The following is a 24,966-nucleotide window of genomic DNA, read 5'->3' as shown; positions in this document are numbered from 1 at the left end:
ATGAGTGCGGGACTGAGCATTGGGCAGGTGGCCGAGCGGACCGAGCTGAGCGTGCACGCCCTGCGCTTCTATGAGCGCGAAGGGATCCTGGTCGGCCCGGTGCGGCGGGATCACAACGGCCGACGGGTTTATCACGAGTCCGATGTGGAATGGCTGACCATTTGCACGTGGTTCCGGGTTTCCGGCATGTCCTTGCCGACTATTCGGCGATATGCCGAACTCGTCCGACAAGGCGTTGGCAATGAAAAGAACCGGTTGGCGATCCTGCGCGAGCACGAAGAACGGGTGATCGGTCAAATCCGTGCGCTGTCCGAATCCCTGGACACGATCAAATATCTGGCGAGCGCGTACGAGAGCCGGATCGCCGACGGCAGCGCGACCGGCCTGTGGACCACATCATTCGGCGCCGCACAGACTGCACAGACTGACCAGACGACTTAACGCACGTCTATCGTCGAGTTCATGGCGAACTGGGGAGATCCGGCGCTCGCGCCGGTTCGGCGGCTGGACGCCCGCGCGTTGGTGGCGGCGCTGGCGGCGGATGCCGGCGTGCGGCTGGAGGTGCTGGGGCCGGCACCCGGCGGGCAGGTCGGCGCCGCGTACGTACGCTGGCCGGACGGCCGCGAGGGGGTGCTGACCTGCGCCTCGCCGGGCTCCGCGGGACGGTTGCAGCGGACCGACGAGCTGCTCAAGCTGGCCCGGCTGCGCGGGATTCCGGTGCCGGCGTACGAGCTGATCGCCGACCTGCCGGACGCGGTCGCGATCGTGCAGGAGCGGTTGCCCGGCGACCAGCCCGATCGTGCGGATCTGCCGTTGGTACGCGCGATGGTCGACCTCAACGAGCGGTTCGCTGGTCTGCTGGCCGACCGCCCGGACGTGCCGGCGCCGGAGCTTTACCTGACCAAGAGCGGGCCGGGTTTCTGCGTCCACGAGTCGCTGCGCGTACACAGCCGCCGCAGCCAGGCCTTGCTCGACTGGATAACCGAAGTTGGTCGGCAGGGACCGTCGACGATGAGTGGTGACGACCTCGTGCACCTGGATTTCCATCCGGAAAACGTGTTGGTGCGGCACAACGCGATCAGTGGGATCGTGGACTGGGACGGCATCGGCCGTGGTGACCGGCATTTCGGGTTGGTCACCCTGCGATTCGCGTTGGTGGGCGGCGATCCGGCGGCCGCCCGCTGGGTGGACGACCGGATCGACGCGACGCTGGACGACGAGACATTGTTGCTCTATCAGGCCCACATGAGTTTGCGAATGGTGGACTGGGCGATCCGGCATTTCACCGCGGCCGACATCGAGCGGTGGCTGGACTTCACCGAGGACCTCAGCCGTTCTTGGGGATGATTCCGTTGATGTCCCGTACGGTCGTGGCCAACGTCGGTCCGACCGGGCGCTCCCCGCTGAGCATCTGATCCCACGAGGATTTCAGGATGTTGTTGGCATAAGTGGCCCACGGTTCGACGAACCGGATGCCGACCTTGCCCGGTGAGCTCACTTCGTATTGGACGGTCGGACCCACCGATCCGTCGCCGACCTTCTTCATGGCGGCGAAATAGGTGACCGATGCCGGCGCGTAAGCCGAAGGTGCGACCGGCGCGGCGGCCAGGACCTTGGCCAGCGCGGTCGTCTCCAAATACGTCATGACCGACCAGACCTGGTCCGGGTTGCGCAGCGTTTTCGGTGCGCAGATCCCGACGGCATCGAAGGGTTGCACACGCCGGCCGTTTTCCGGCATCGGCGCGAAACCCCAGCCGAAGGCTGGCTTGGACTGTTGGATGGACGGAGCCAGCCACTGGCCGCCGAAAAGCATCGCCGTACGCCCGCCGCTGAAGGCCGCGGTGGTGTCACCGCTGCCGGCGCCCGGCTCGGTCATCTCGCCGGCCTTGATCGCGGTCACCAGTTTCTCCACCGTCTGGGTGAAAAGCTGATCAGTCTGCACCGCATCGGCGCCGACCGGTCGGTTTTCGAACGGCTTTCCGCCGGCCGAAAGGGACGCCTGCGCGATCCCGAATGGCCCGTACAAAGTCGATCCCCAGCCGCCGTCATGCGCGTCCACCACGACACCAGGGCCGGTGTGCCCGTCGGCCTTGGTCAGCGCGGTGGCCGCGGCGAAAAGCTGGGCGTAGGTCCAGCCCGGTTGAGGCACCGGCACGCCGGCCTTCGCGAGCAGCTTTTTGTTGTAATAGAAGCCGTACGTGTTGACCAGCGTGGGCAGCCCATAGAGGCCGCCGTCCGGGCCGTGCCAGTAGTCCAGCGCGCCCGGCACGAAACCGGCCGGGTCCATGCCGTTCGTACGACGGGAAAGATACGCGTTCCAGTCGAAAAGCAGCCCCTTCTGGCCAAGGCTCTGCGCGGTGTCGTTGCCACACCAGAAGAAGTCCGGTGCCTTGTTCGCGAGGAAGAGCGCGGCGATCTTCTGGTCGTAGTTGTATCCGGGCGACGGCACCCTTTCCAGCTTTACCCCGGTCGCCGGTAGGCTGGCCATCGCCGCGTCGATGGCCGCGTTGGTCTGCGGGGTTTCCCAGGTCAGATACGTCACGGTGTCCGTCGCCGTCCCGCTGCTGGCCGCGCAACCGCTGGCCAGCAACGCAAAAGCGGCCAGCGCACCGACCAGTCGAAGGTGGCTTCTCATCTGGACGCCGTGGTGCCAAGGGCGCTCAGGCCCTGCATGAAATAGCGCTGGGCCAGGAAGAACAGCAGTAATGGCGGCAACATGTAGAGCAGGTTCGTTGCCATGTAGTAGTTGTACTGGGTGGTGGCGACACCGGCGAACCCGCCGAAGAAGGATCCCATTCCCAGCGAGAGGACGAACTTGGACTCGGTGGTGAGGAAGATCAGCGGATTCAGGTAGTCGTTCCAGATGGACTGGAAGGCCAGGATCGACATGGTCATCCACAGCGGTCGGGTGATCGGCAGCATCACCGTGAAGAAGGTCCGGAAGTAGCCGCAGCCGTCGATTTTCGCGGCCTCGTCGAGGGAGTACGGGATGCTGGTGAAATACTGCCTGGCCAGGAAGATGAAGACCGGGTTGGCCAGCCAGGCCGGCAGGATCAAGGGGATCCAGGTGTCGTCGACTCCCAGCAGGACGTAGAGCCGCAGCAGCGGAATGATGCCGACGATCGGCGGCAGGAACATGCTCGCGGTGAAGACGTAGAACCAGATCTTGCGGCCGGGAAACGGAATTCGGGCGAGGCCGTAGCCGACCAGCATCGAGCTGAACACCGAGCCGATGGTCGCCAGCACGGTGACGATCAGAGTGTTGCCCAGCATCTGGTAGAAGTTGATTTGTTTTGGCCCCGCGACGAAGTTCTCCAGGTGCAGTTCCTTGGGGAAGAACTGTGGCGGGAACTGCAGGATGTCACTGTCGCCCTTCAAGGCGATGGTGACCATCCAGAGCAACGGCATCAGCATGAAGGCCGCGAGCAGCAGGCACAGCAAATACCAGGCGGCGCGGGACACCGCGAGGGGTACGCCCAAGTCGGTCCGCGCGCTCGTACGAGTGAGGACCGCATTGTTGAGAGTGGCCATCGTCGACTCCTAATCCTGCGTGTTGTCGGCGTAGACCCACAAAGACGAGGTCCGGAGGGTCAGCGCGGTCACGATCAGGACCAGGATGAACAGCACCCAGACCTCGGCGGTGGCATAGCCCAGCTGCGGGAACTTGCTGAAATTCTGGAAACCGTCGAAGTAGATCTTGTACATCAGCAGGTTGGTGGTGTTTTCCGGGCCGCCGTTGGTCAACAGTTGGATCGGGGTGAAGGTCTGGAAAGCCTGGTTGATCTGCAACACGATTTGCAGCAGCAGGATCGGCGTGATCATCGGCAGGGTGATCGTGAAGAACGCCCGAATCGGTCCCGCGCCGTCGATCCGAGCCGCCTCATGCAGCTCGGCCGGCACGGTTTGCAGGCCGGCGAGGAAAATCATCATGGTGGCACCGCAGCCCCAGAGCCCGATGATGACGATCGAGGGCAGTGCCATCTGGGTGCTGCCGAGCCACAGGCTGGTGGGCAGGTGCAGTGCGGTGAGTGCCTGGTTGGCGAGCCCGTACTGCGGATCGTAAAGATATTTCCACAGTGTCAGCACGGCGACGGCCGGCAACACGACCGGCAGGAAGAAAATCGTCCGGAACCACCGCACGCCGGCAAGTGCGCGGTTCAGCAGCATCGCGAGGCCCAGCCCGACAATCAGGGTGGCCGGCACGCTGATCAAGGTGAACAACAGGGTCGCCCACAGCGACGGCCAGAAAGTCGGGTCCTGGGTGAAGAGGTACGTGAAGTTGTGCCAACCGGTCCAGGTAGCCGCGGTCAGGCCGTTCCAGTCGGTGAACGCGTGATATCCGCTGAAGATGATCGGATATCCCACCAGCACAAGGAAACCAATGATCGCCGGCGCGATGAACAAATAGCCGGCACCGATGTCCCGACGATGTTTGCGCCACCATTTGCGGCTCGCCGGCCGGCCGGTGGCTCGAGCCGGCGCGAGCGGTCCGGAACCGGCCGCGACGGCCGTCGTGTCGGTCGACATCCACACCTCCCAGGCGTACGCCCCGAAACTGTCACCGGACAGGCTGTGACATGCGTCTCTGGCAACGTTCTCAGGAACGTAACGACGAGCCGTGCTCCGGTCAAGCCTCACTCCGGCGAACAGTCTGAAGGGCGCGAAGATGCGCGACATCGCCTACGCTGCCGCGCATGAACCGGAACCGCGCGTTGGTGGCCTGTGGCGTGATCGGGCCGCTCCTGTTCGTCGTGGTGTTCCTCATCGAGGGCGCGGTCCGGGCCGGGTACAGCCCGTGGCGGCACCCGGTCAGCTCGCTGTCGCTGGGCCCGCTGGGCTGGATCCAGGCGGTGAACTTCGTGGTCAGCGGGCTTTTGGTGATCGCGTACGCGATCGGGCTGCAGTCCGCGGTGCGGGCGTACGGCGGCGGATTCTGGACCCCGATGCTGATCGCGCTGGTTGGCTTGGGCCTGTTCGGTGCCGGCTTTTTCGCGACCGACCCGATCAGCGGCTATCCGCCCGGGACCGCGCCGATAACGGCCGTACGTACGGTCCACGGCGTCCTCCACGACCTGTGCTCGACACCGGTGTTCACCGCGCTGCCGGCCGCTTGCTTCGTGGTGGCCTATCGGATCGGGAAGCGCTTCTGGGTGGTCTACTCGATCGCCAGCGGGGTCGCGTCGCTGGCCTGTTTTGTGCTGACCAGCCTCGGATTCCAGCAGAATCCGGCCTTCGTGTCGGTCGGCGGGCTGCTGCAGCGGCTGACCATCGCGATCGGCTTCGTCTGGATGTCCGCGCTGGCCGTGCACCTGCTGCGCCGGACTGAATAGGGCACGAATGGGCGGGTAGCCGTGCGCGCGATGGCGACTGTGACGGCGGTCTCGTTTCTAGCCTGCTGACCAGAGACCAGCTGGCGAAAGCAGGCGCGCATGCGTACCGAGATGTTCGTGGACGGCAAGTGGATCGGCGCCACCGGCGGCACGTTCGCGAGTGTCGATCCGGCCACCGGCGAAGTGCTGGCCGAGCTGCCGGAGGCCACCGAGGCGGAGGTGAACGCGGCCGTCGACGCGGCCGCGAGGGCCTTCGAGTCGGCCGAGTGGGCGGGCATGTTGCCGGCCGCGCGGGCTCACGTGCTGCTGAAGGCTGCCGACCTGCTGGCGGCGCGTACGGCCGAATTCGCCCAGCTGGAGACCCGTGACCAGGGCCAGCCGCTGGCGATCAGCGCCGGTTTCTCGGTGCCCAACGCGGTCGAGCACTTTCGCTACTACGCCGGCTGGGTCACCAAGATCACCGGCATCACCGCGCCGCTGTCCGTGCCGAACGTCGACTACCGCACCCGGCGCGAGCCGCTCGGCGTTTGCGCGCTGATTACGCCATGGAACTTCCCGCTGATGATCCTGGTGTGGAAGCTCGCGCCGGCGCTGGCCACCGGCAACACCGTGGTCATCAAGCCGGCCGAGCAGACCCCGCTCACCACCCTGCTGCTCGCCGAGGTGCTGGCCGAAGCGGGCGTGCCAGCCGGAGTGGTCAACATCGTGACCGGCGGTCCCGAGGTCGGGAAGGCGCTCGTACGACACCCCAAGGTCGCCAAGATCTCCTTCACCGGCTCCACCGCGGTCGGTCGCGAAATCGCTTCGGAGGCTGGGCGCGCGCTCAAGAAGGTGTCGCTGGAGTTGGGCGGCAAGGCGCCGAGCATCATCGACGCCGACGCCGACCTCGACGAGGCCATCGAGGGCAACCTGATGAGCGGCCTGCTGAACTCCGGCCAGGTCTGTGCCGCCGCCACCCGCTTCTACGTCGACCGCAAGCGCGCCGACGAGTTCGCCAGCAAGGTCGCCGCGATCGCTGGCTCGATGAAGCTCGGCTCGGGCCTGGACGAAACCAGCCAACTCGGCCCGCTGGTGTCCCTTGAGCAGCTCGAACAGGTCGACCGCTATGTCCAGATCGGCCGCTCCGAAGGCGCCGACCTGCTCACCGGCGGCAGCCGCGCCGACGGCGACCTCGCCAACGGCTTTTTCTACCGCCCCACCGTCTTTGGAAACGTCACCCAGAACATGCGCATCGCCCGCGAGGAAATCTTCGGCCCGGTGCTTGCCGTTCTGCCGTACGACGACGCCGACGACCTCGCTTCCCGCGCGAACGACACCGATTACGGCCTGGCCGCTTACATCTGGTCGCGCGACATCGGTACGGCCAACCGGCTGGCCCACCAGGTGAAAGCCGGAACCGTCTGGATCAACATGCCGCCACTGCTGGACGCGGGTGCCGCCTGGGGCGGAATGAAGGCGTCCGGCATGGGCCGCGAGATGGGTTGGGCGGCGATCGAGGACTTCACCGAGGTCAAGAGCATCTGGACCAGCCTGGCCTGACTGCGACCAAAGGCCAGGAAACCTACGCAGTGAAGAAGTCGCCGACGGCCACCGCGAGTGACTCAGCCGAGGCCTGGTGGAACTCGCCGTCCAAGGTGGTCAGCGAGCCCTGTTCCAGGGTGTCCGCGAGCCACTTCGTGGACGTATGGGCCCAGTCCTCGACCTGGGAGCCGACGAGGATCAGCGCGGGCATCTTGGCGGCGGCGGTGCGCTCGGGCGACAGCGGGTGGCCGATCATGGTGCCTTCCAGGATTGCGCTGTCGTAGATCAAAGTGGGCGCGACTTTCTCGTACTCGGCCCAGGTGGGATCGGCGCGCATATATGGGATGGCTTCGGCTGGTACGCCGACGCCCTTGACGAAGAAGTGTTCGGCGGCTTCGCCGCGCCGGCCGGCGACCACGAGTTTGACCATGTCGTCGAGGTAGCCGGGCGGCACGGGCGTACGGGAGTCGTCGATGACGAAAGGTGGCTCGTACAAGGCCAGTTTGGTGATGGGGAGGCCGCGGTTGGCGGCTTCCAGGACGAGGGCCGCGCCGGATGACATGCCGTAGACAGCGGCCGAGCCGCCGGCGACGGTGAGCATGGCGGCCAGGTCGTCGATTTCGCGCTGTACGTCGTAGCCGACCGGGCCGGCGTTGTCGCCGCTGTCGCCGCGGCCGCGGCGGTCGTAGTTGAAGACGGTGAAGGTCGCGGACAGCAGCTCGGCGAGCCGGCCCATTTCCGGATTGAAGGCGCGGTGGCCGAGCGCTGGGTGGACCAGCACGACCGGTGGCCCGTCGCCGAGCCGGTCGTACCCGATGACGGTGCCGTCGGTTGAGGTCGTGGTGTCCATCGGAGATCTCCATTCACTGGCGAGCTGACACCAGGGGATCGAAGCATGCCGCCGCGGTTCTACATTTCCCGCGAAATTTCCCGCGGAAGTTCCCGCGGAGTTTCTCGCGACGATTGTCGGATGGCCGCCGCGGTCTGCCCGAACTCGCCCTTCAGGGCCCGGCTGAGGTGCGCCGGGTTCAGGATTCCCCAGCGGGCCGCGATCGAGGCCACCGTCCGGTTGGCCAGCCCCGGGTCGGCGAGGTCGTGCCGGATCCGGGCCAGCCGCTCGCCGCGAATCCACGCGGCCAGCGTGAGATCTCGCGGCTGTAGCAATTTGTACAGATATCGTACGGAAATTCGGTGTGCCTGGGCCACTGACTCGACCGTCAGCCCGGGATCGCCCAGTCGGGTCAGGCAGTACGCCAGCAGCCGGTCGGCGAGCTCGGACTCCGGCCGCCGGACCGGCACGTCGACCAGCTCGGAAATCACCATCGACACCAGCGCGTCGGCGAGGTGCCGGCCGGCGTCGCCGGCGAAGACGTCCGGGCCGGCGTCCAGCGGCTCGCTGACCGTACGGAAGAAGGTCGCCACCGCGCCGCGGACCGCGCCACCGCTGGGCACTGCGACGGCGGTCTGGCGGTCCAGGTCACGAGCGTGCAGGCCGAGCCGGCGCACCGGGACGCCGATGACCACCGCCTCGTACGGCTCGGTGAAGGTCAGTTTGTACGGCCGGCTCGTCACGTAGTTCACCAGGTCACCCGGGTGCAGCAGGCTCTGTCGGCCGTCCTGCTCGACGCGTGCCGTACCGGTCGCGTGCAGCGCCACCTTCACCAGCTCGGGATCGGACGAGCCGATCAGGGCGGGCGTCCGCAGGACCGTACAAGGGGCGCCGGTGATCCTGGTGACCCGTACGTCGCCGGCGGCCGCGCTGCGGAACGAGTTCCGGAAATCGCCGCGGCCCGCCGGAGCGATCTTCAGCGGTGCGAACGCCTGGGAGGCGGCCGTCTGGAACGACTCCACCTGGCCGTCGAGCGCGTCCGCGAACCTCGCCATGGCCGCATCATTGCCGAAACCAGCCCGCGTTGTCAGCCGGAAAACGGACGAAAGGCACAGGATCTTTCCTTGGCGTTCGGCGAAGTTTCGCGCTTAGCCGCGGCTATTTCGGATTCGGTTAGAATGCCCGCGGGAAGACGGGGAAATCAAAAAAGCGAGGCAGCCATGACGGCACCGACGGGGGACGGGCCGCTCAGGTTTGAGGTCCTGGGTCCGGTGCGCGCGTACGCCGGGGACCGCGAGCTTGACCTGGGCCCGTTGAAGCAACGTGCGGTGCTCGCGGCTCTGCTACTCAATGTCAACGAGACTGTTTCGGTGTCCCGTTTGGTGGACACCGTCTGGCCGGACAATCCCCCACACAACGGGCCGAACGTCGTACAGAAGTACGTTGCTGGCCTGCGTCGAGTGCTGGAGCCGGATCGTGCCGTACGCGCCCCGGCCCAGCGACTGCTGCGGTCCGACGGCGGCTATGTGCTGCGGGTGGACCCGGGCGGGTTGGATGCCGAGCGGTTCGCGCAGTTGCAGGGCGAAAGTGTGAACGGCGATCCGACCCTGTCGATCAGCAAGCTGCGGTTGGCCTTGGACCTGTGGCGCGGCGAGCCGCTCGCCGGCCTCGCCGGACCGGCGTTCGCGCATGCCCGGATACGGCTCTCGGAAAGCCGCGCGGTGGCCGCCGAGACGCTTGCCGAGACCGAGCTCGCGGCCGGCCGGCACCGGGAGTCGACCGCCGATCTGACCAGGCTGGTGGCCGATTTTCCGCTCCGCGAGCGGCCCCGCTACCTGCTGATGCTGGCGTTGCACCGGTCCGGCCGGCCGGCCGAGGCGCTGGCGGTTTTCGACGACGGCCAGCGACTGCTGACCGAGGAGTTCGGCATCGACCCCGGTGCCCGGCTGCTGGAACTGCGTGCGGAGATCCTTGGTGCCCGGACGGCCGAAATCGTTCCACGGCCGGCGGTGACCGCGGTCGCCCCGGCCGGTCGCCTCGGCTGGACGTGGGTACGCAAGGTGCTGGCTGGCCTGATCCCGCTGGTCACGTTTGGGTTGGCCAGCTGGGCGGTGGTGCTGTCGGCGGCGGTGGCCCGGCGGAGCTGGCGGTTGGGACTGTTGGCCGCGCTGTTCCTGGTCCAGGCCGCCGCAGTGGTGGTCGCCGCCATCGAAAATTATGAGCCGCCGAGTCCACTGGTTGCCGCGGTGCTGAGCGGCGCGTACGTGGCCAGCATCCTGTGGGGTGCGATCGCCGGCCTGTTGCTGGTGCGTGCGCCGGCCCGGCTGGCCGGCGCGGCGAGCTCCCGGGCCATCCGGCTGGTGGCGGCGGCGATCCCGTTGTTCTCCTTCGGGCTCGCCACCTGGGCGGTTTTCGGGTATTACGCCATCCGGCGACGCAGCGTCGGGTTGGCGCTTGCCGCGGTCGGCTACTACATCCCGTCCGCCATCCTCTTGGGCGCCGCCGTCTTCGACCCGGATGCGAGTGTTGGCTCGACTCTGCCAACCCTGGTGTATTTTCTGGTCGTGGGCGTCGGTGGGATGGTGCACGCGCACACGCTCGACCCGGACCGGCATCAGGTCAGCTTCCTGCCAGCCGACACCAGCCGGTGAGCGCTACCCCGAGTTTGCGGTCCGGCGCGGTGGGCCTGGGCGGCGCGGTCATCATGTCGGCGGCGCTGATGGGCCCGGCGGTGTCGGTCTACTTCAACCCGCAGGTGGCCGCCCAGCAGGCCGGCGCGGCGACACCGTTCGTCTTCGTGATCGCGCTGGTGGTGGTGCTGGTGGTGGCGAACAGTGTGGTGGAGATGGCCCGGGTGTTCCCGAGCGCCGGCTCCTTCTACACGTACGTGTCGAGGGCGATCGGCCCGCGCACCGGCTTCGTCACCGGCGGCCTGATGTTCGTCGCGTACGCGCTGCTGGTGCCCGCGGAGCTGGCGCTGATCGGCACGTACACGCACGACATCCTGGCCGGCTACGGCGTCCAGATCCACTGGACGATCATCTCGGCGGTCTTCGCGGTGTTGGTGGTTTTCCTTTCGCTGCGCGGAATAACCGGTTCGCTGCGGACCGCGTTGGCGCTTTTCGGCGCTGAGGTGGTCGTCATCGTGCTGCTGAGCGCGGTGGTGCTGGCCAAGGGCGGCGCGCACGGCCTCAGCGTGCTGCCGCTGCTGCCCACCGAATCCCCGAACGGCCTGTCCGGCCTCGCCCTCGGGATGGTTTTCGGCATTCTGTCCTTCGTCGGTTTCGAGGCGGCTACCACGCTGGGCGAGGAGGTCCGGCTGCCGGCCCGCAACGTGCCGCGCGGGATCTATCTCTCGCTGTTTTTCGTCGGCGTGATCTACCTTTTCTGTACGTACGCGGAAATGATCGGGTTCGGCGTGGACGGAGTGTCCCGGCTGGTCGCCGACGCGGCACCTTTCACCACGCTGGCGGACAAGTACGCGCCGTGGCTGAAACTGCTGGTCGGTCTGGCCGGCATTTCCAGTATTTTCGCCGTCACGATGAACTCCAACAACGGCATCGTCCGCATCCTTTACGCGATGGGACGGGAAGGTCTGTTGCCGCGGCTGTTGGCGAAGGTCCATCCAGTGCACCGGACGCCGACGGCGGCGATTTGGCTACAGGCCGCGGTGGCGGTGGTCTTCACGTACGTGGTTGGGCTGATTTCCGGGCCATTCAACGCGTACGTGTATCTGGGCTCGGTGCTGACCCTGGCGATCATTCCGGTCTACATGCTCACCAGCGTCGCCTGCATCCGGCACTTCGCCGGCCGCCGCTCATGGTGGCGGCATCTGGTGTTGCCGGTGCTGGGGATCTTGCTGCTGCTCATTCCCGTCTACGGCCAGGTCTATCCGGTGCCGGCCGCGCCGCTGCGGTATTTCCCTTATCTGGTGCTGATCTACCTTGTCGTGACGGCCGCGATCGCGATCGTCCTGGGTCGTACCCGCCCAGCGGTGCTCAGCCGGGCTGGCGCGATTTTGGCCACCGCTAAGAGCGACGGCTAGCCAGTACGACGATTTCGTTGACCACCGCCAACAACAGCACCACGATCGACACCACGACCGAGAGAATGAAGACCAACCGCCAGCTAAATGCCTGGGTGAGCACCAGACCGGAGACTGGGCCAAGGATCAGTGCGATCAGGATGGCGAATGACAGCACCGCGGCGGCGACTTTCGAGCGCACGACCAAAAGCGCGGCCGTCGCGATGACCGCGCCGGCGCCGAGGCCGGTCAGCACCCGGCCGACCAGCAACACCGCGACGCTGGGCGCGAATGCCATCGGCAGCAGCCCGAGCACCATCAGCGCGACACCCGGAAGCAGAGTAGCCGCCGGCCATCGCCGGCCGAGCACCACGCCGGCCGCGGCGGTCAGCAGCGCCGGCAGGACAAACGCCACCAGCGACCAGAGCACGAGACCTGAGTCACCGTGCAGATCGCGGCGTACCGCGGTGAAAGTCGGTCCCACCAGCGAAGTCAGCAGGAAGGCCCCGAGCAGGGCGGCCAGGCCCGGTGCGGCCAGCGACCAGAGCGGTCGGCGCGAGTTCTCGATCACGGAGGGAGTCTAGTGATCGGGTCAAGGGCCGATGCCGACGAAGGGGAGCGAACTGTGGTCCGGCACCTTCATCTCCGGGGCCGTGGTGGGCAGCGCCGAATATCCGTCCTGTTTGGACACCCAGAGCCGGTAGTCGTCGGTCAGGCCGATATTCGTACCGTATTCCCGGCCGCCGATCACCGCCGGCGACTTGGTCATTTTCCCGATCAGGACAGCGATCCACAGCTCCTTGTTCACCGACTCGGCTGGTACGACCGTGTTCAGCGGCAGCCGCAGTGGCGTGGATTGCTGCAATGAGGCCGAAACGTCCTCGGTGGAGGCGAGCAGCTTGTGGGTAGCCGGGTCGTAGACGCCCAGATACGACTGGGTGAGACCGGTGCCCGCGGTGACCACCGCGATGAACGCGTCATTCGAGGCGCGGGACTGGTCCACATAAACCCGGCAGAAATAGATGATTCCGGGACTGAAACCGGGCGTGCTCGGCATCACCGCGGGATCGCCGGTGGCCGCGACCATGCCGAGCTGCGCGGGAGTCCAGGCGCCCTGATGGACGCCGTCGCCAGCGGCCGGCGGAGCGGGCTTGTCGGGGCTGTTGCTCGTACAAGCGCTCAACAGCACGGCGGCCAGGGCCGCGATCGTGACAGTTTTCCTCATATCAGGCACTTTTGCGTCGGCGTACGGACAGGGCCCACATCACCAGCGGGACCTGCAGCGGCAGGCGTCCCCAGGCGATCGCCTGATACCACCTGGGTTTGCGGGTTTCCGGCAGCGACGAGTCGACGGCCATCTGGATATTGGCTGGGAAGACCGAAACAAAGAGCGCCGCAGCGGCGGCGCCGCCGAGTGTGCGGGTACGCGGAATCGCGACCAGCGCCGCGCAAGCCAACTCGGCTACCCCACTCGCGGCGACCAGCAGCTCTGGCTCGGGCAGCACGCGCGGCACAATCGCCACGAAAGGCTTTGGTGCGGCGAAATGCAGCACACCCATGCCGCCGAGCACACCGGCCAGCACCCAGGGTGAGGCTTTGGTCCATCGAGCCGCCATCGTCGCCGACCTCTCACTGTCGCTTTCGGACGGCGTTCAGCATCGCACCCGCGAGAGTGGCCGCTTCACCTGGTCCACGGGAAAGGCGCCAGGTCGGGGCCTACCCAGCCGGTCCGGGCGGCCTCGCCAGCCAGCGTCGTCGAGCGGTAGAAACGGGTCAGCAACCGCTTGTCCAGCAGCGCTGAATGGTGTCGTACGAACGCGTCGAAGTCGGTTTCGGCGGTCTCCGTCACGTGGTGGCCGACCAGCTCCACCCAGGCCCGGCTGACCGTCACGTGGTATTTGCGCGGTGCCCCGGCATATCGCGCGGTCCGCTGGATCCCGTCGCTGACCAGGTCGATCGCCGCCGGTACGCCACAGCGGCGGACCGCCAGCCAGGTCAGGTGGACGTGTTCGCGATGGCCGAAACGCGGCGCGTCGGCCAGCACTTCGTTCATCAGATCGGGGAAAGTCGTCATTCGGGCACCTCCGTCAGCGCCTGCAATCCGGCGCGTAAGCCAGCGACAGCGTCTGTGGGCAGCCCCCCGAGGGCCTGCCGCTCCAGCTCGCCGAACGTCTGGCGGATGGTGGCCGCGGTGTCGCGGCCCAGTGCGGTGAGTGCGATCACGACGGCCCGCCGGTCGCCCGGCCGGTTGCCGCGGGTCAGCTGGCCACGCCGCTCCAGCCGGTCCAACACGCTGGTCAGCGTGGTTGGCCGCAGGCCCATAAGTGCGCCCAGCTCAGACACCGTACGGTCCCGCCCGTCGGCCAGGTTGGCCAGCGCGTTGACCTCCGACGCGGTCAGGTCCAGATCGACCAGCCGAATCGCCAACACCTGCAGGGTCATGTGCGTCGCCCGTTGTACGGCCAGCAGCGCCGACCACTCACTATCCACGATATCGGATTATACGAGATCGTACTATTGACCGCAACGACGCGATGCGGTCAGCGGATTTGCGGGACACTAGCGGGGCGTACCGAAGACCTGGGTCCAGTACGTGCCGTAGCTGCCGCCAGCGGCGAGGCCGACCCCGATCTCGGTCAGTTCACCGTCCAGGATGTTCGCTCGGTGGCCGGGGCTGTTCATCCAGCCGTCCACCACCTCGACGGGCGTGCGCTGCCCGGCGGCGATGTTCTCGGCGATCTTGCGGTAGCGGTAGCCGACCAGGTGCGCCCGGTCCCAGCACTGCGCGCCGTCCGGGTTCTGGTGGTCGAAGAAGTTCCGCATCACCATGTCCAGGCTGTGCATCTCCGCGGCCTCGGCGAGCTGCTTGTTGGCCGAGAGCGGCGGCAGGCCGTGCTTGGCCCGCTCGGCGTTGGTCAGGGCGATCACTTCGCCGTACGGGCCGCTGGTCCGGCTCGGCGGCGGACCGGCACCTGGCGCCGCCGGTGGAGGCGGCGGGAACGGAGCAGGTGGGAACGGCGCCGCGGCCGGGACCGGGGTGGGAGCGAGCGGTTGGGCGGCCCACTGGATCACTCGGGCCGGTGCTGGCTCGTCGATCACGTCGACGCCAAAGTCGCGGGCGAGGCCGGCCAGGCCGTCGGCGTACCCGTGGCCGATCGCGCGCAGCTTCCACTGGGAGTTGCGCCGATAGATCTCGGCGAGCTGGGCGGCGGTCTCGGTCCGCAGGGCGGTCAGCAGGATGCTGGCCAGTTGCCGGCCGTTCCGGTCGGCGGCGACCACGGACGGTCGGGGCAGCTGGCCGAAGGTGCGGCCGATCTCCTCCGGGCTGGCGACCAGGACGACCCGGTCAGCGCCGGAGCGCAGCCGGCCGGGGTCGATGGTGACTGTACGAGTGCGCAGCTGGACGCCTGGCGCGGTCGGCTGGTTGTAGAAGACGAAGTCGGCGTCGCCGCCCACTCGGCCGTCGCTGCCCAGCACGATCGCCGACACGTCGTACGGACCGGTCACCGCGATCGATACCGGCCCGCTGGGCAGCGGCATGTTCGCGCCGGCGACCAGCTCGGCCATCCGCACTCCTGCCGCCGGGACCAGATGCCTGTTTCAACTGCTCATAAGACCACTAGGTTCCCGGCACGTCACGACGCCACGTCATCGGGCGATGACGTGGCGTCGGAGCTTGCGAACTGCCTACCGGCCGACGCCGGCGATCGGCATGTCGCTGATGTTGGTGATCTTGACCGAGTCGCCGGGCTCCGGCGCGTGGATCACCTGGGTGTGGCTGATGGCGATCCCGACGTGCTCGAAGCCGTAGAAGAAGACCAGGTCACCGGTCCGGATGTCGGACTCCGAGACGTGCGTGAGAGCCGCGTACTGCAGGTGCGCCGAGTGCTCGAGGCTCTTGCCGATCTGCTGGTACGCCATTTCGGTCAGTCCGGAGCAGTCCCAGGTGTCCGGTCCGGCGGCACCGAAGACATACGGTTTGTCCAGCTGCGCGTACGCGAAGGCGACGTTCGCCGGCGACCCGGGCGGTGCGATGGCGTGGTAGCTGTTGTCGCCGAACGTCGGGCTCATCTTGGCCTGCAGCGCCAGCAGCGGCTGGAGCTGCGAGTTGAACGAGGCCTTGCTGGTCGTCAGCGTCTGGACCAGCGTGTTCGCCGACGTGACCAGGCCCTGCAGCTTGGTGTTCTGGGCCGCCTGAACGGCCTGCTCGGCCTTCAACGCCTTGAGCGGGGCTTCGGCCTTGCTGGTCAGCGCGTCCAACGTGGTCAGCTGGTCGAGGAACTGGTCAGCCGAACCGGTCGTCATCATCGAGCCGAGCATGCTCATGTCGCCGCCCTTGTACGCGTTCACCGCGTACGAACCGGCCTGTTTGCGCAGCTCAGCGACCTTGATGTTGGTGTCCGCCAGTTGCTTGGAGACGGTGGCCTGCTGGTTGCGGACCTGGCCGAGCTGCACGTTGGCGGTGTTGTACTGCTCGTTTGCCTTGTCGATCTGACCGGTGAGCGCGGTGATCTTGGCCTGCACGTCGCTCAGAGTCTGATCGGCCATGGCTGGGGAGGAGTCCAGGAAGCTGGTGCTGACCAGCGCCAAGACCATGAAGAGGGGGACGAAAAGGGCATGCTTGCGCCGAGGCGCCCAAGCGCGAGTCACTCTCGCGAGACTCCTTCTTCCACTGCTACCGCCTACCGAGTTAGCTGACGGATTCGGACGGGGAAGAAAAATCGCCCTACCACGGCAAGCCGCGGATTCACCCCAAGTGCTCGGGTCCCCGGTTCAGTTCCCAGTTGCCTGGTCACCGATTCGGCGGCGTCTGATGAGGGCGCCGGGTTGGCGCCGGAAAATCACCGGACCGAAGCGACCCTACAAGGAATCGCTACGGTTGTTCTATCGCGGGTCCGAATCGTGGCGTTACGGGTCACGCATCACAAATATTATTGGCTTCACCGCGAGGTTTCGCCCGTCTTGAGGAGTTAGCGGCCTGGATTTTGGTTAAAGCAGCCTTATCCATAGCAGGTTTTCGCAGGTGGTGCGGTGTTGTGGATTTCACAGCCCGAGAAAACTCAGCCGGCCAGTCTTGTCCGCAACCGGTCCACGGCCGGCGGCGGCGCCGGGTCCACCCCGATCTCCGCCATCCTGGCCACGTAGCTGCGGTAATGCCGGTGCGCCGCACTGGTCCGTCCGGTGGTCAGGAAGGCCTGCACCAGCCCCAGATGCGCGGCCTCGTCGAAGGCGTCCCGCTGCAACGCCTGCAGGTGGTAGCGGACCGCGAGGTGATGCTGGCCGCTGTCCGCGCTCAGTTTCGCCAGCGCGCGTACGACCTCGAGATAGTTGGCCTTCGCCGTTTCCCGTACTGGCGCGGTCCACTCCACACACTGGTCCGCGGGCAGAAAGTCGCCAACATAAAGTGATTCGGCGAAAGCCAATGCGTGAGCCGCATCACGGTCGCCGCAATAGTGGCGTTCCAGTGCGACGGTCGCATGAAAGACAAAGATCTCGGCGTCCACCGCCAGATTGCTGAGGGTGACCGCATATCGGTCGGCGGCAACGAAAAAGTCGGCCGGATGGACGCGGTCGGGGTCGAGCACGGTGCGTACGGCCGAAAGCGCCACAGACAGTCGGTTGGCCACCCGGCTGGAGGATTCGTCCGGCCACAACACGTCCATCAGCAGTTCGCGCGAGGTGGCCCGGTTTCGGCGGGACAGCAGGAACTTGAACAGTTCCTGGGATTTCTTCCACCGCCATACCGAAAGCGGCACCGTGCGCCCATCCCGGTAGACCTGGAAATCACCGAGAGTGCGGATGCGTACACATGATGACGGTAAAACTTCTGGCTGGACTAATTTGGTTATGGTCATGGTGAGCTGTCCCCGTTCCGGCTGCGCCGCCCGCACCGGAAACGACAAAAAGGGCGGCAAAAGCAGAGCTGACTTACTTATCCGGCCAGCATGGAATTGGGGCTGTATAGATTCGGCACAGAATCCGCACACGCGAGGGTGCGACTTACTCTTCGCGTACGAGGCAGAACTCAGTGCATGGTCAGATGCGGGAATCCCAGTCGATGTGGTGGTCGCGGAGCCAGTTCGCGTTGCTGGACCGCTGGTCGGGGCGCTCCTGGGTACGCCGCTGGCTCATCGCCGCGCTGGCCTGCACCAGCCGCTCCACCCGCTCCCGGCGGTGCCGCTCGTACGTGTCGAAGGCGGTCGCCGGGTCGGCGATGTCCCGCAGGCATTTGGCCAGCACGACCGCGTCCTCGATGGCCATCGAAGCGCCCTGGGCGGCCGCTGGGGAGGCCGCGTGGGCGGCGTCGCCGGCAATCGTCATCCGGCCGTTGTGCCAGGTGGGGACGGTCGGCACGTCGTAGTTGCCGGTGCCCACGATCGGTTCGGTGGTGGCCGCGACGACCGCGGCGGCCGGCGTGCGGTCCGCCTCGAAGACGGCGATCAGCTGGTCCCGCCACTGCGCGGTCGTCACCGCGGCGGCCTGCGCGCTGGTCAGCTCCGGTCCGGACACCCGGGCGAACCACCACAGCCCGCCGGCCGGCGCCCCGGTGATGCCGAAGAAACCCTTCTCGCCGCGGATCATCTGGTACGTGTCAGCTGGCACTTCGACCGGTGTTTTGTCGGTGAATCCATAGACAATGTGTTGGCCGGTGTAACGCGGCTCTGGCGCGGCCGGGTCGATGAGCTGCCGGGTGACCGAATGCACACCGTCCGCGCCGATGAGCACGTCGGCCCCAGCACTGCTGCCGTCGGCGAAGGTGGCTGTCACGCCGGCCGTGGTCGCGGTGCCGTCGACCAGCCGTTTGCCGCGCTGAACAGGCAGGTCGCGGGCGGCAAGCTCGTCCTGCAGCACCCGGTAAAGGGCGGCGCGTTTGAACGTACGGGGACCCAGATCCGGCCGTTCCGAGCCGGTGATCGGCGCTTGCCCGACCTGCTCGCCGGCCGCGTCGAAAACCTGCAGCCAGCGCGCTGGTACGCCGGCCGCCGCGACCGATCGGTCCAGATCGACAGCCTGTAAAGCGTCGATGCCGTTGGTTCCAACGGTCAGAAATGCGCCAATCTCATCGGCCGGCGTGGCGTACGCCTCGTAAACCGTGGCGCCGATTCCGGCTTTGTGCAAGGCGATCGCGGTGACCGCACCGGCGATGCCACCGCCGATAATCAGAGCCGTTGTCATTTGCACAGACTAGTGTGTGACGTGCCGGGGAGGAGTTGCGGAGAATTGGTGTTGTTCAACCGGAGTCGGGTGGCCGTCCTTTTGGCGGTGGTGCTGGTTTTGGGCGGGCTGACAGCGGGTGCCTCGGTGCAGGAGGACCCGGTCCGGCTGCCGATTCCCGGCGTGCCGACCCAGGCCGCCCAGGTGTCGACGCGGCCGAACCAGAGAGCTGTCGCGGCGCATTTGAAACCGGCCTCGTTCGTCTACGAGGACACCGGCAGCGCCGGCATCCAGCTGACCTTCGACGACGGTCCGAGCCCGCTCTGGACGCCGAAAGTCCTGCAGGTGCTGGCCAAATACCACGTACACGCGATCTTTTGCATGGTCGGCTTCCGGGTCCGCGAACATCCCGAGTTGGTACGAGCGGTCGCCGACGCTGGTCACACGCTGTGCAACCACACGGTCGAACACGACCCGAGCATTGGCACCTGGTCGGTGCCTGACATCCGCGCCGACCTCGTCGAGAACAACGAGTTGATCACGGCGGCCAGCGGTGGCGTGAAGCCGGTCTATTTCCGGTCTCCGCACGGCGACTTCACTCCGCGCATCGTCGAGGTGGCGCGGGAGGTCGGCCTCGCGTCGCTGGGGTGGAAGGTCACCGCCACCGACTGGGCCGACCCGCCGCCGCCGGCCTGGGACATCGCGGCCAACATCCACCACCACGTGCGCCCTGGCTCGATCATCCTGTTCCACGACGCCGGTTCGCCGGGCACTCACGCGCAGACCGTGGCCGCTCTCAAGCTGGTCCTCGACGATTTCCAGCGCCGCCACCTCAAGACCGCTTACCTCTAGTGTCCTGCGCCCGAGGTTCGCTACTTTCTCCGGCGCCCAGACGGCGACTGAGAGCACCGGAGAATCGCCCACATACGCACCAGTATGAGGGCGATCCTCCGGCGCAGTCAGATCACCGTCTGGATCACCGAATAAAGCAACGAACCTCAGACGCAGGACACTAGACCTCCAGCAATATCTTCAAAAGATCGTCGCCGGCCAGCCGCATCACATTGTGGCCGACCGGGAGGTCGTGGACTTTCCAAGTCGCGTCCTGGGAAAGCCGCTCGTACGTAGATGCGAACGGCGTTCCGGACCAGCCGGAAAGATAGACAAAATGCCGCCGGGTCGGCAGCTCGGCGCCGGTCAGCTGGATCGCCTGCAGGAAAGTCGCGAGCGGCTGGGAGGTGGCCCGCGGGTCCATTCCGGCCGGCGGTTCCACGTTTTGGCCGTCGCCGGTCGCGTTGGCCAGGAAGAGCCCTCGGTAGACGTCGCTGGTCAGGCTCCAGCAGGAGTCGCCGTCCTGGGGCAGATACGCGTCGCAGTACGTGACGGCCTCGACCCGCTCCGGCGCACGGTCGGCTACCCCGCTGACCACCATGCCGCCGTAGCTGTGCCCGCAGAGCACCGCGTCGGTGATTTGCTCCGTCTCCAGCAGGCTCAGCACATCCTGGATGTGGGTGTCCAGGTTCACCGCCGCCGACCGCAGGTGATGCCGGTCGCCGACCCCACTCAGCGTCACCGCATAAGCCTGATGGCCGTGCCATCGCAGGTGTTGGGCCAGCGGCTCGAAATACCAGCCGCCGTGCCAGCCGCCGGGTACGAGAACGTACGTCGCCATGCCAGTGCCTCCCCGATCCAGAGTCCCTCGCCGCAGGGACTGTAGACGTACCCACTGACAAAACCGCGACCGCGCTGGGTGCGACCAGCGTCACCGTTGCTGACGACGGCGTGACCAAATATGCTTATCTGGTCACCGCGTTCAGATGGAGGTGTGAGACGTGCCGGAGAACCGTGGCGTACGGGCCGAGCGAGTCCTCGACGCGGCCGCCGAGCTGATCGTTCGGTGGGGCTACGACAAGACCACGATCGAGGACATCGCGCGCGCGGCCGGCGTCGCGAAGGGCACCATCTACCTGCACTGGAAGACCCGTGAGGACCTCTTCATCGCGCTGCTGCGGCGAGAGCGGGTGGCCCTCATGACCGATGTCCAGCAGCGCGTCGCCGGAGACCCGGCGGGCGCGACGTTGCGTTCGGTGATCGAGAAGATCGCGGTCGCGTACGTCCGACGCCCGCTGCTCAAGGCGGTGTTGCTGCGCGACATGGAGGTGATCGGCAAGCTGTCCCGCCAGCGGGAACTGCAGCGGACGCCGAAACTGCAGCGCGGGCTGGCTCGCTATGTGGCCGATCTTCGGGACCTCAAGCTGGTGCGTACGGACCTCGACCTGCACGCGCAGCTGGCCGTCCTGAGCGCTGTCTTTCTCGGGTTTTTCGGCACCGCCGCGGTGATGCCGGCCGAGTACGCGCTCGGCGAGGAGCAGATGGCCGCGCTCAGCGCGGAAACGGTGGCCCGGATGTTGGACCGCGGCACCGCGTTGGACGACGGGGAACGAACGGCGGTCGCGGACATCACCGACCGGTTCCTGGCCGGTACGCTCGCCGAAGAGCGGGCGAAATACGAGCAGATGTCCGGTTTAGAGTAGGGGTGCTCTTCGTGAGCGAGGAACGTTTCGTCGTACCGCTGGACGATCCGGCCGCCGAGCTGGCGCTGGTGGGTGGGAAAGGGGCGTCGCTGGCCCGGCTGGCCGTCGCCGGTCTACCGGTGCCACCCGGATTCCACCTCAGCACCGCTGCCTATCGCGCTTTTGTCGCGTACAACAGCCTGCAGGACCAGATTTTGGCTGTGATCCAGGAGAATCAGCCGGATGCCGCCGCCGAGCGGATCGCCGCGCTTTTCGCCGCCGCGGAAATTCCGGCCGAGCTTGTCGAGGCGATTGTCAAGGCGTATGCGCTGCTGGGGGACATCGCGGTCGCGGTACGTTCGTCGGCCACCGCGGAAGACCTGCCGGAGCTGTCTTTCGCCGGCCAGCAGGACACTTATCTCAACATTCGCGGGGAAACCGCGGTGGTGGACGCGGTGAAGCGATGCTGGGCGTCCTTGTGGACCGCCCGTGCCATCGGCTATCGGGCCCGTCATCAGATCGGGTCCGAAGACGTGGCCTTGGCCGTTGTCGTACAGGAACTGGTGCCAGCGGACGCGGCCGGCGTGATGTTCACCGTCGACCCGGTGACCGGGGATTCCAGTCAAGTGCTGATAAATGCGGCTTGGGGGCTCGGCGAGGCGGTCGTCTCCGGGCTGGTCACTCCGGACACTGTCGCGGTGGACCGCGAGTCCGGCGCGGTTGTGCACCGCCGTACCAGCGAAAAAGCGGCGATGACCGTACGGACCGCCGACGGCACCCAGGAACAGCCGGTGCCGGTCGAGCTGCGTCGAGCCGAGGTGCTCACTGATCGACAGGCCTGCGAGCTGAGCGTTTTGGGCGTACGCATTGAAAAACTCTACGAGCGGCCGATGGACATCGAATGGGCTGTGCACCAGGGGCGGCCCTTCATCGTGCAGGCCCGGCCGATTACCGGCCTGCCAGCCAAAAGTCTGGCACTGGAGGCTTGGAACGACAGTCTGGACGGCGACTATCTCTGGACCAACGCGAATCTCGGTGAAGCGGTGCCGAGCGTCATGACGCCGGCCACCTGGTCGTTGATGCGGATTTTCATGAGTTGTGCGATGGCGACCACGGCGATCGACGGGATGCTTGGCTACGGCCAGATCGGCGGCCGGCTCTACATGAACCTCAGCATGTCGCTGTCGATCCCGGCCCGGTTCGGAGTCACCCCGAAGCGCATTCTGGGCATGATTGGTGATGTTTTCGGTCGTATCCCGGAAGGTGTTCAGCTGCCGATAGTCCCGCTGCCGCGAGTGTGGATGCTGCGCCGGCTGATCCCGACTTCGCTGGCGGTGGTCAAACGCGTACGGGCGAACAAGAAAATCCTGCCCGAGCTGCTGGCGGCCGCACCGACCAGATTCCAGGGCATCCGGGCCCGGATCGAAGCCGCCGCGACGCCGGCCGAGCTGGGCAAACTCTGGGACGCTCAGGTCCACGACTATTTCCTGCAGTCCAGCTATTTGCTCGAAGCGGCCACCAAACTGGAGTCCGGCCCGCTGACTTTCACTCGTACGCTGCGCAAACTCGTCGGTGAAGCCGACACGAACGCGCTGCTGACCGGCCTGAACGCGGGCAGCGGCGGGTTGGCCAGTCTTGGCCCGCTGCTCGGGTTGGCGCAGGTCGCGCGCGGTGAGATGGACGCGCAGACGTACGCACGAGACCACGGTCACCGGTGCCCGGACGAGTTCGAGGTCTCGGTGCCGCGACCGGCCGAGGACCCGCACTGGCTGGACCGCCAGCTCGCTGGTTTCGCTACCAATACTGTCAAACCCGAGGAGCTGCTGGCCCGTCAGCTGGCCGCTCGCACGGCCGCCTGGGAGCGGCTCGAACAGCGTTTCCCCAAGAAAGCGCCAAAAATCGCCAGACAGCTGGAGCACGGTGGAAATGTCGCGCGGGGCCGCGAACATGCCCGGTCAGAGGTGATTCGCGGGTTCTGGGCGATGCGGATCTTCCTGCTGCGTGCCGGCGAGTTGACCGGTCACGGCGACGACGTCTTTTTCCTGAGCCTGGACGAAACGCTGGCACTGCTGGCCGGCGATGAGCGGGCTTTGGCGCAGGTGCCAGCGCGCCGCGAAACGTACCGCCGCTATAGTGCGCTGCCGCCGTACCCGGCTGTCATCCGTGGCGCGTTCGACCCGTTCGAGTGGGCCGCCGACCCGGACCGGCGCGGCGATGTCTTTGATGCCACCGATGCGGTGCATCCGGTCAGTGACGCCGTCACCGGTTTCCCCGGCGCGCTGGGAGTGGTGGACGGTGTCGTACGCGTCCTCACCACCATGGACGAAGGCGATCAGCTGCAACCGGGCGAGATTCTTGTCACCACAGTCACAAACGTCGGCTGGACCCCGCTCTTCCCACGCGCCGCCGCGGTCGTCACCGACGTGGGCGCGCCACTCTCGCACGCCGCCATCGTGGCCCGCGAGCTGGGAATCCCGGCCGTTGTCGGCTGCGGCAACGCCACCATGCGGCTGCACACCGGCGACCACGTACGCGTCGACGGCGAACACGGCACCGTCACCCTGCTGGCCGGGTAAGAAGCACGGCCAGCGCCGCCCGGTCGGGCAGAGTTTCGCGCAGATGCTGGTAAAACTCGGCGCTCAGCGGGGCCAGCAACAACTCCGCGCGGACGTGCGGGTGATCGACCGACAACTCGTGGAACAGGGTGGTCAGGTGCAGGCGCCAGAACTGGTACGAGCCACCGCGAAAGCGGGCACCGAGGCTGTTTGTCTCTGACATCAGCACGAGATCTCCGTGCTCGTCGAGGAATTCGGCGTACGCGCTGACAAAAGCCTTGATGCGTACGTCCGCTGGCGCGCCCGGCCCGAGCGGCGGCGGTCCGTTGAGGATCGCCGCCTGCAGTTGGCGCTCCTGCTCGTCCAGCAGTGCGATCGCGAGGCCGCCCTTGTCGCCGAACCGGCGGTAGAGGGTGCCCTTGCCGACGCCAGCGGCGGCCGCTACGTCGTCCATCGACACTTCGGCCACTCCGCGCTCGGCGAACAGTCGCTGGGCGGCGGCCAGCACCTTCAGCCTGTTCCGGGCCGCGTCGGCCCGTTCGACCACCACGCCGGAGCCGAGCACGGGCAGGCTTCTTGACGATCCGGACTGTGGTCCGCTAACGTCTCCAGACATGAACCGGACTCTAGTCCAGATGGGCTCGGGTCACCATCACCGACACGAAGGAACGACCATGACCGCGACCATTTCCCGCCACGAGCTGCAGAAGCTCATCGACACCGACGCCGTCACCGTGGTGGACGCGCTCGGTGGGTCCTACTACGAGCGTGCGCACCTGCCCGGCGCTGTCCCGCTGGTCGAGGCTGACCTCGCCGTCCAGGCCGGTGCGGTGCTGCCGGACAAAACCGCCGCCATCGTCACGTACTGCTCCAACACCGCGTGCGCGAACAGTGGTCGGGTGGCCGCCGGGCTGGAGAAGCTTGGCTACACGAACGTCCGCAAATACGCCGAGGGCATCCAGGACTGGACCGAGGCGGGGTTGCCGGTCGAGGGCAGCGGAGTGTGACCTGCTTGACAATCTCCCTCGCCGTTCGGTAA

Annotated in this window: 26 protein-coding genes and 1 riboswitch; of the genes, 10 read left to right on the top strand and 16 right to left on the bottom strand. The window is 66.7% G+C overall.

Features of this window, described 5'->3' with window-relative positions; genetic code table 11:
• Together ABD301_RS01155 and ABD301_RS01150 are read left to right on the top strand one after the other, a co-directional pair.
• Positions 1–441 carry a MerR family transcriptional regulator gene (locus tag ABD301_RS01155; RefSeq protein WP_163569908.1) on the top strand — a complete coding sequence of 147 codons (441 nt, stop codon included), beginning with the start codon at positions 1–3 and terminating at the stop codon, positions 439–441.
• A gap of 21 nt (positions 442–462) precedes the next feature.
• A complete protein-coding gene (locus ABD301_RS01150; RefSeq protein ID WP_344306289.1) occupies positions 463–1,347 on the top strand; it encodes a phosphotransferase in 885 nt (294 codons plus the stop codon).
• Here the strand turns inward: ABD301_RS01150 and ABD301_RS01145 are convergent.
• Genes ABD301_RS01145 through ABD301_RS01135 form a run of 3 tightly spaced genes read right to left on the bottom strand, consistent with a single transcriptional unit; the run spans position 1,328 to position 4,527 of the window.
• Positions 1,328–2,635, bottom strand: a complete 1,308-nt coding sequence (locus ABD301_RS01145; protein WP_344306288.1) for an ABC transporter substrate-binding protein — start codon at positions 2,633–2,635, stop codon at positions 1,328–1,330. The genes ABD301_RS01150 and ABD301_RS01145 overlap by 20 nt on opposite strands.
• Positions 2,632–3,531, bottom strand: a complete 900-nt coding sequence (locus ABD301_RS01140; protein ID WP_344306286.1) for a carbohydrate ABC transporter permease — start codon at positions 3,529–3,531, stop codon at positions 2,632–2,634. The genes ABD301_RS01145 and ABD301_RS01140 overlap by 4 nt, the downstream gene beginning before the upstream one ends.
• A 9-nt stretch (positions 3,532–3,540) precedes the next feature.
• Positions 3,541–4,527: a carbohydrate ABC transporter permease gene (locus tag ABD301_RS01135; protein WP_344306284.1), complete on the bottom strand. Its 987-nt coding sequence runs from the start codon at positions 4,525–4,527 to the stop codon at positions 3,541–3,543.
• Positions 4,528–4,694: 167 nt separating this feature from the next.
• On the opposite strand from ABD301_RS01135, the gene ABD301_RS01130 reads away from it, so the two are divergent.
• Together ABD301_RS01130 and ABD301_RS01125 are read left to right on the top strand one after the other, a co-directional pair.
• Entirely contained in the window at positions 4,695–5,330 is a 636-nt protein-coding gene (locus ABD301_RS01130; protein ID WP_344306282.1) for a DUF998 domain-containing protein, read from the top strand.
• Between the two features lie 99 nt (positions 5,331–5,429).
• Complete coding sequence (locus ABD301_RS01125) at positions 5,430–6,869, top strand: aldehyde dehydrogenase family protein (RefSeq protein ID WP_344306280.1); 1,440 nt, start codon at positions 5,430–5,432, stop codon at positions 6,867–6,869.
• Between the two features lie 22 nt (positions 6,870–6,891).
• Here ABD301_RS01125 and ABD301_RS01120 read toward each other — a convergent pair whose 3' ends face one another.
• Positions 6,892–7,701 carry an alpha/beta fold hydrolase gene (locus tag ABD301_RS01120; protein ID WP_163569903.1) on the bottom strand — a complete coding sequence of 270 codons (810 nt, stop codon included), beginning with the start codon at positions 7,699–7,701 and terminating at the stop codon, positions 6,892–6,894.
• 59 nt (positions 7,702–7,760) lie between these two features.
• The gene (locus tag ABD301_RS01115) at positions 7,761–8,735 is read right to left on the bottom strand and encodes an AraC-like ligand-binding domain-containing protein (protein WP_344306276.1); all 975 of its coding nucleotides are present in this window, start codon (positions 8,733–8,735) and stop codon (positions 7,761–7,763) included.
• 165 nt (positions 8,736–8,900) lie between these two features.
• Here ABD301_RS01115 and ABD301_RS01110 point away from each other — a divergent pair, with 165 nt between their 5' ends.
• Together ABD301_RS01110 and ABD301_RS01105 are read left to right on the top strand one after the other, a co-directional pair.
• On the top strand, positions 8,901–10,331 hold the full coding sequence (locus tag ABD301_RS01110) for a BTAD domain-containing putative transcriptional regulator (protein WP_344306274.1): 1,431 nt from the start codon (positions 8,901–8,903) through the stop codon (positions 10,329–10,331).
• Positions 10,328–11,725, top strand: coding sequence for an APC family permease (locus ABD301_RS01105; RefSeq protein ID WP_344306272.1), 1,398 nt, complete (start codon positions 10,328–10,330; stop codon positions 11,723–11,725). The genes ABD301_RS01110 and ABD301_RS01105 overlap by 4 nt, the downstream gene beginning before the upstream one ends.
• Here ABD301_RS01105 and ABD301_RS01100 read toward each other — a convergent pair.
• The 9 genes from ABD301_RS01100 to ABD301_RS01060 form a co-directional block, all read right to left on the bottom strand.
• Positions 11,709–12,275 (bottom strand): MFS transporter, encoded by a 567-nt coding sequence (locus tag ABD301_RS01100; RefSeq protein WP_344306270.1) that lies wholly within the window; start codon positions 12,273–12,275, stop codon positions 11,709–11,711. The genes ABD301_RS01105 and ABD301_RS01100 overlap by 17 nt on opposite strands.
• Positions 12,276–12,296: 21 nt before the next feature.
• Entirely contained in the window at positions 12,297–12,929 is a 633-nt protein-coding gene (locus tag ABD301_RS01095) for a hypothetical protein (protein WP_163569895.1), read from the bottom strand.
• A gap of 1 nt (position 12,930) precedes the next feature.
• Positions 12,931–13,320, bottom strand: coding sequence for a DoxX family protein (locus tag ABD301_RS01090; RefSeq protein ID WP_344306268.1), 390 nt, complete (start codon positions 13,318–13,320; stop codon positions 12,931–12,933).
• 65 nt (positions 13,321–13,385) lie between these two features.
• On the bottom strand, positions 13,386–13,778 hold the full coding sequence (locus ABD301_RS01085; protein WP_344306266.1) for a hypothetical protein: 393 nt from the start codon (positions 13,776–13,778) through the stop codon (positions 13,386–13,388).
• A complete protein-coding gene (locus tag ABD301_RS01080; protein ID WP_279581373.1) occupies positions 13,775–14,194 on the bottom strand; it encodes a MarR family winged helix-turn-helix transcriptional regulator in 420 nt (139 codons plus the stop codon). The genes ABD301_RS01085 and ABD301_RS01080 overlap by 4 nt, the downstream gene beginning before the upstream one ends.
• A 69-nt stretch (positions 14,195–14,263) precedes the next feature.
• The gene (locus ABD301_RS01075; RefSeq protein WP_344306263.1) at positions 14,264–15,271 is read right to left on the bottom strand and encodes a CAP domain-containing protein; all 1,008 of its coding nucleotides are present in this window, start codon (positions 15,269–15,271) and stop codon (positions 14,264–14,266) included.
• Between the two features lie 120 nt (positions 15,272–15,391).
• On the bottom strand, positions 15,392–16,354 hold the full coding sequence (locus tag ABD301_RS01070; RefSeq protein ID WP_344306261.1) for a C40 family peptidase: 963 nt from the start codon (positions 16,352–16,354) through the stop codon (positions 15,392–15,394).
• A gap of 14 nt (positions 16,355–16,368) precedes the next feature.
• Positions 16,369–16,520: riboswitch (cyclic di-AMP (ydaO/yuaA leader) on the bottom strand.
• 244 nt (positions 16,521–16,764) lie between these two features.
• A complete protein-coding gene (locus ABD301_RS01065) occupies positions 16,765–17,460 on the bottom strand; it encodes an AfsR/SARP family transcriptional regulator (RefSeq protein WP_344306259.1) in 696 nt (231 codons plus the stop codon).
• 280 nt (positions 17,461–17,740) lie between these two features.
• Entirely contained in the window at positions 17,741–18,880 is a 1,140-nt protein-coding gene (locus tag ABD301_RS01060; RefSeq protein WP_344306257.1) for an FAD-dependent monooxygenase, read from the bottom strand.
• A gap of 48 nt (positions 18,881–18,928) precedes the next feature.
• On the opposite strand from ABD301_RS01060, the gene ABD301_RS01055 reads away from it, so the two are divergent.
• Positions 18,929–19,711 carry a polysaccharide deacetylase family protein gene (locus ABD301_RS01055; RefSeq protein WP_344306255.1) on the top strand — a complete coding sequence of 261 codons (783 nt, stop codon included), beginning with the start codon at positions 18,929–18,931 and terminating at the stop codon, positions 19,709–19,711.
• 160 nt (positions 19,712–19,871) lie between these two features.
• Here the strand turns inward: ABD301_RS01055 and ABD301_RS01050 are convergent, their stop codons facing one another.
• Entirely contained in the window at positions 19,872–20,531 is a 660-nt protein-coding gene (locus ABD301_RS01050) for an alpha/beta fold hydrolase (RefSeq protein WP_163569888.1), read from the bottom strand.
• Between the two features lie 160 nt (positions 20,532–20,691).
• On the opposite strand from ABD301_RS01050, the gene ABD301_RS01045 reads away from it, so the two are divergent.
• Positions 20,692–21,393, top strand: a complete 702-nt coding sequence (locus ABD301_RS01045; RefSeq protein ID WP_344306252.1) for a TetR/AcrR family transcriptional regulator — start codon at positions 20,692–20,694, stop codon at positions 21,391–21,393.
• A gap of 11 nt (positions 21,394–21,404) precedes the next feature.
• Complete coding sequence (locus ABD301_RS01040) at positions 21,405–23,948, top strand: PEP/pyruvate-binding domain-containing protein (protein ID WP_344306250.1); 2,544 nt, start codon at positions 21,405–21,407, stop codon at positions 23,946–23,948.
• Here the strand turns inward: ABD301_RS01040 and ABD301_RS01035 are convergent.
• On the bottom strand, positions 23,929–24,543 hold the full coding sequence (locus ABD301_RS01035; protein WP_344306248.1) for a TetR/AcrR family transcriptional regulator: 615 nt from the start codon (positions 24,541–24,543) through the stop codon (positions 23,929–23,931). The two genes, ABD301_RS01040 and ABD301_RS01035, sit on opposite strands and share 20 nt — an antisense overlap.
• 58 nt (positions 24,544–24,601) lie before the next feature.
• On the opposite strand from ABD301_RS01035, the gene ABD301_RS01030 reads away from it, so the two are divergent.
• Entirely contained in the window at positions 24,602–24,934 is a 333-nt protein-coding gene (locus ABD301_RS01030; protein ID WP_163569885.1) for a rhodanese-like domain-containing protein, read from the top strand.
• Positions 24,935–24,966: the final 32 nt, after the last annotated feature.

Origin of the sequence: Fodinicola feengrottensis (genome assembly GCF_039530045.1) — a bacterium.
In the GTDB taxonomy this organism is placed as follows: Bacteria; Actinomycetota; Actinomycetes; order Mycobacteriales; family HKI-0501; genus Fodinicola; species Fodinicola feengrottensis.
The sequence above is the reverse complement of the archived record's forward strand: the minus strand, read 5'-3'. Positions and strand labels throughout refer to the sequence as shown.

Bases quoted from the DNA above. Each gene is read 5' to 3' on its own strand.
- ABD301_RS01075 (WP_344306263.1), bottom strand. From the start codon at position 15,271: ATGGCCGAGCTGGTCGCCGGCGCGAACATGCCGCTGCCCAGCGGGCCG.
- ABD301_RS01095 (WP_163569895.1), bottom strand. From the start codon at position 12,929: ATGAGGAAAACTGTCACGATCGCGGCCCTGGCCGCCGTGCTGTTGAGC.
- ABD301_RS01125 (WP_344306280.1), top strand. From the start codon at position 5,430: ATGCGTACCGAGATGTTCGTGGACGGCAAGTGGATCGGCGCCACCGGC.
- ABD301_RS01030 (WP_163569885.1), top strand. From the start codon at position 24,602: ATGACCGCGACCATTTCCCGCCACGAGCTGCAGAAGCTCATCGACACC.
- ABD301_RS01110 (WP_344306274.1), top strand. From the start codon at position 8,901: ATGACGGCACCGACGGGGGACGGGCCGCTCAGGTTTGAGGTCCTGGGT.
- ABD301_RS01145 (WP_344306288.1), bottom strand. From the start codon at position 2,635: ATGAGAAGCCACCTTCGACTGGTCGGTGCGCTGGCCGCTTTTGCGTTG.
- ABD301_RS01090 (WP_344306268.1), bottom strand. From the start codon at position 13,320: ATGGCGGCTCGATGGACCAAAGCCTCACCCTGGGTGCTGGCCGGTGTG.
- ABD301_RS01140 (WP_344306286.1), bottom strand. From the start codon at position 3,531: ATGGCCACTCTCAACAATGCGGTCCTCACTCGTACGAGCGCGCGGACC.
- ABD301_RS01155 (WP_163569908.1), top strand. From the start codon at position 1: ATGAGTGCGGGACTGAGCATTGGGCAGGTGGCCGAGCGGACCGAGCTG.
- ABD301_RS01085 (WP_344306266.1), bottom strand. From the start codon at position 13,778: ATGACGACTTTCCCCGATCTGATGAACGAAGTGCTGGCCGACGCGCCG.
- ABD301_RS01150 (WP_344306289.1), top strand. From the start codon at position 463: ATGGCGAACTGGGGAGATCCGGCGCTCGCGCCGGTTCGGCGGCTGGAC.
- ABD301_RS01130 (WP_344306282.1), top strand. From the start codon at position 4,695: ATGAACCGGAACCGCGCGTTGGTGGCCTGTGGCGTGATCGGGCCGCTC.
- ABD301_RS01115 (WP_344306276.1), bottom strand. From the start codon at position 8,735: ATGGCGAGGTTCGCGGACGCGCTCGACGGCCAGGTGGAGTCGTTCCAG.
- ABD301_RS01135 (WP_344306284.1), bottom strand. From the start codon at position 4,527: ATGTCGACCGACACGACGGCCGTCGCGGCCGGTTCCGGACCGCTCGCG.
- ABD301_RS01035 (WP_344306248.1), bottom strand. From the start codon at position 24,543: ATGTCTGGAGACGTTAGCGGACCACAGTCCGGATCGTCAAGAAGCCTG.
- ABD301_RS01050 (WP_163569888.1), bottom strand. From the start codon at position 20,531: ATGGCGACGTACGTTCTCGTACCCGGCGGCTGGCACGGCGGCTGGTAT.
- ABD301_RS01060 (WP_344306257.1), bottom strand. From the start codon at position 18,880: ATGACAACGGCTCTGATTATCGGCGGTGGCATCGCCGGTGCGGTCACC.
- ABD301_RS01120 (WP_163569903.1), bottom strand. From the start codon at position 7,701: ATGGACACCACGACCTCAACCGACGGCACCGTCATCGGGTACGACCGG.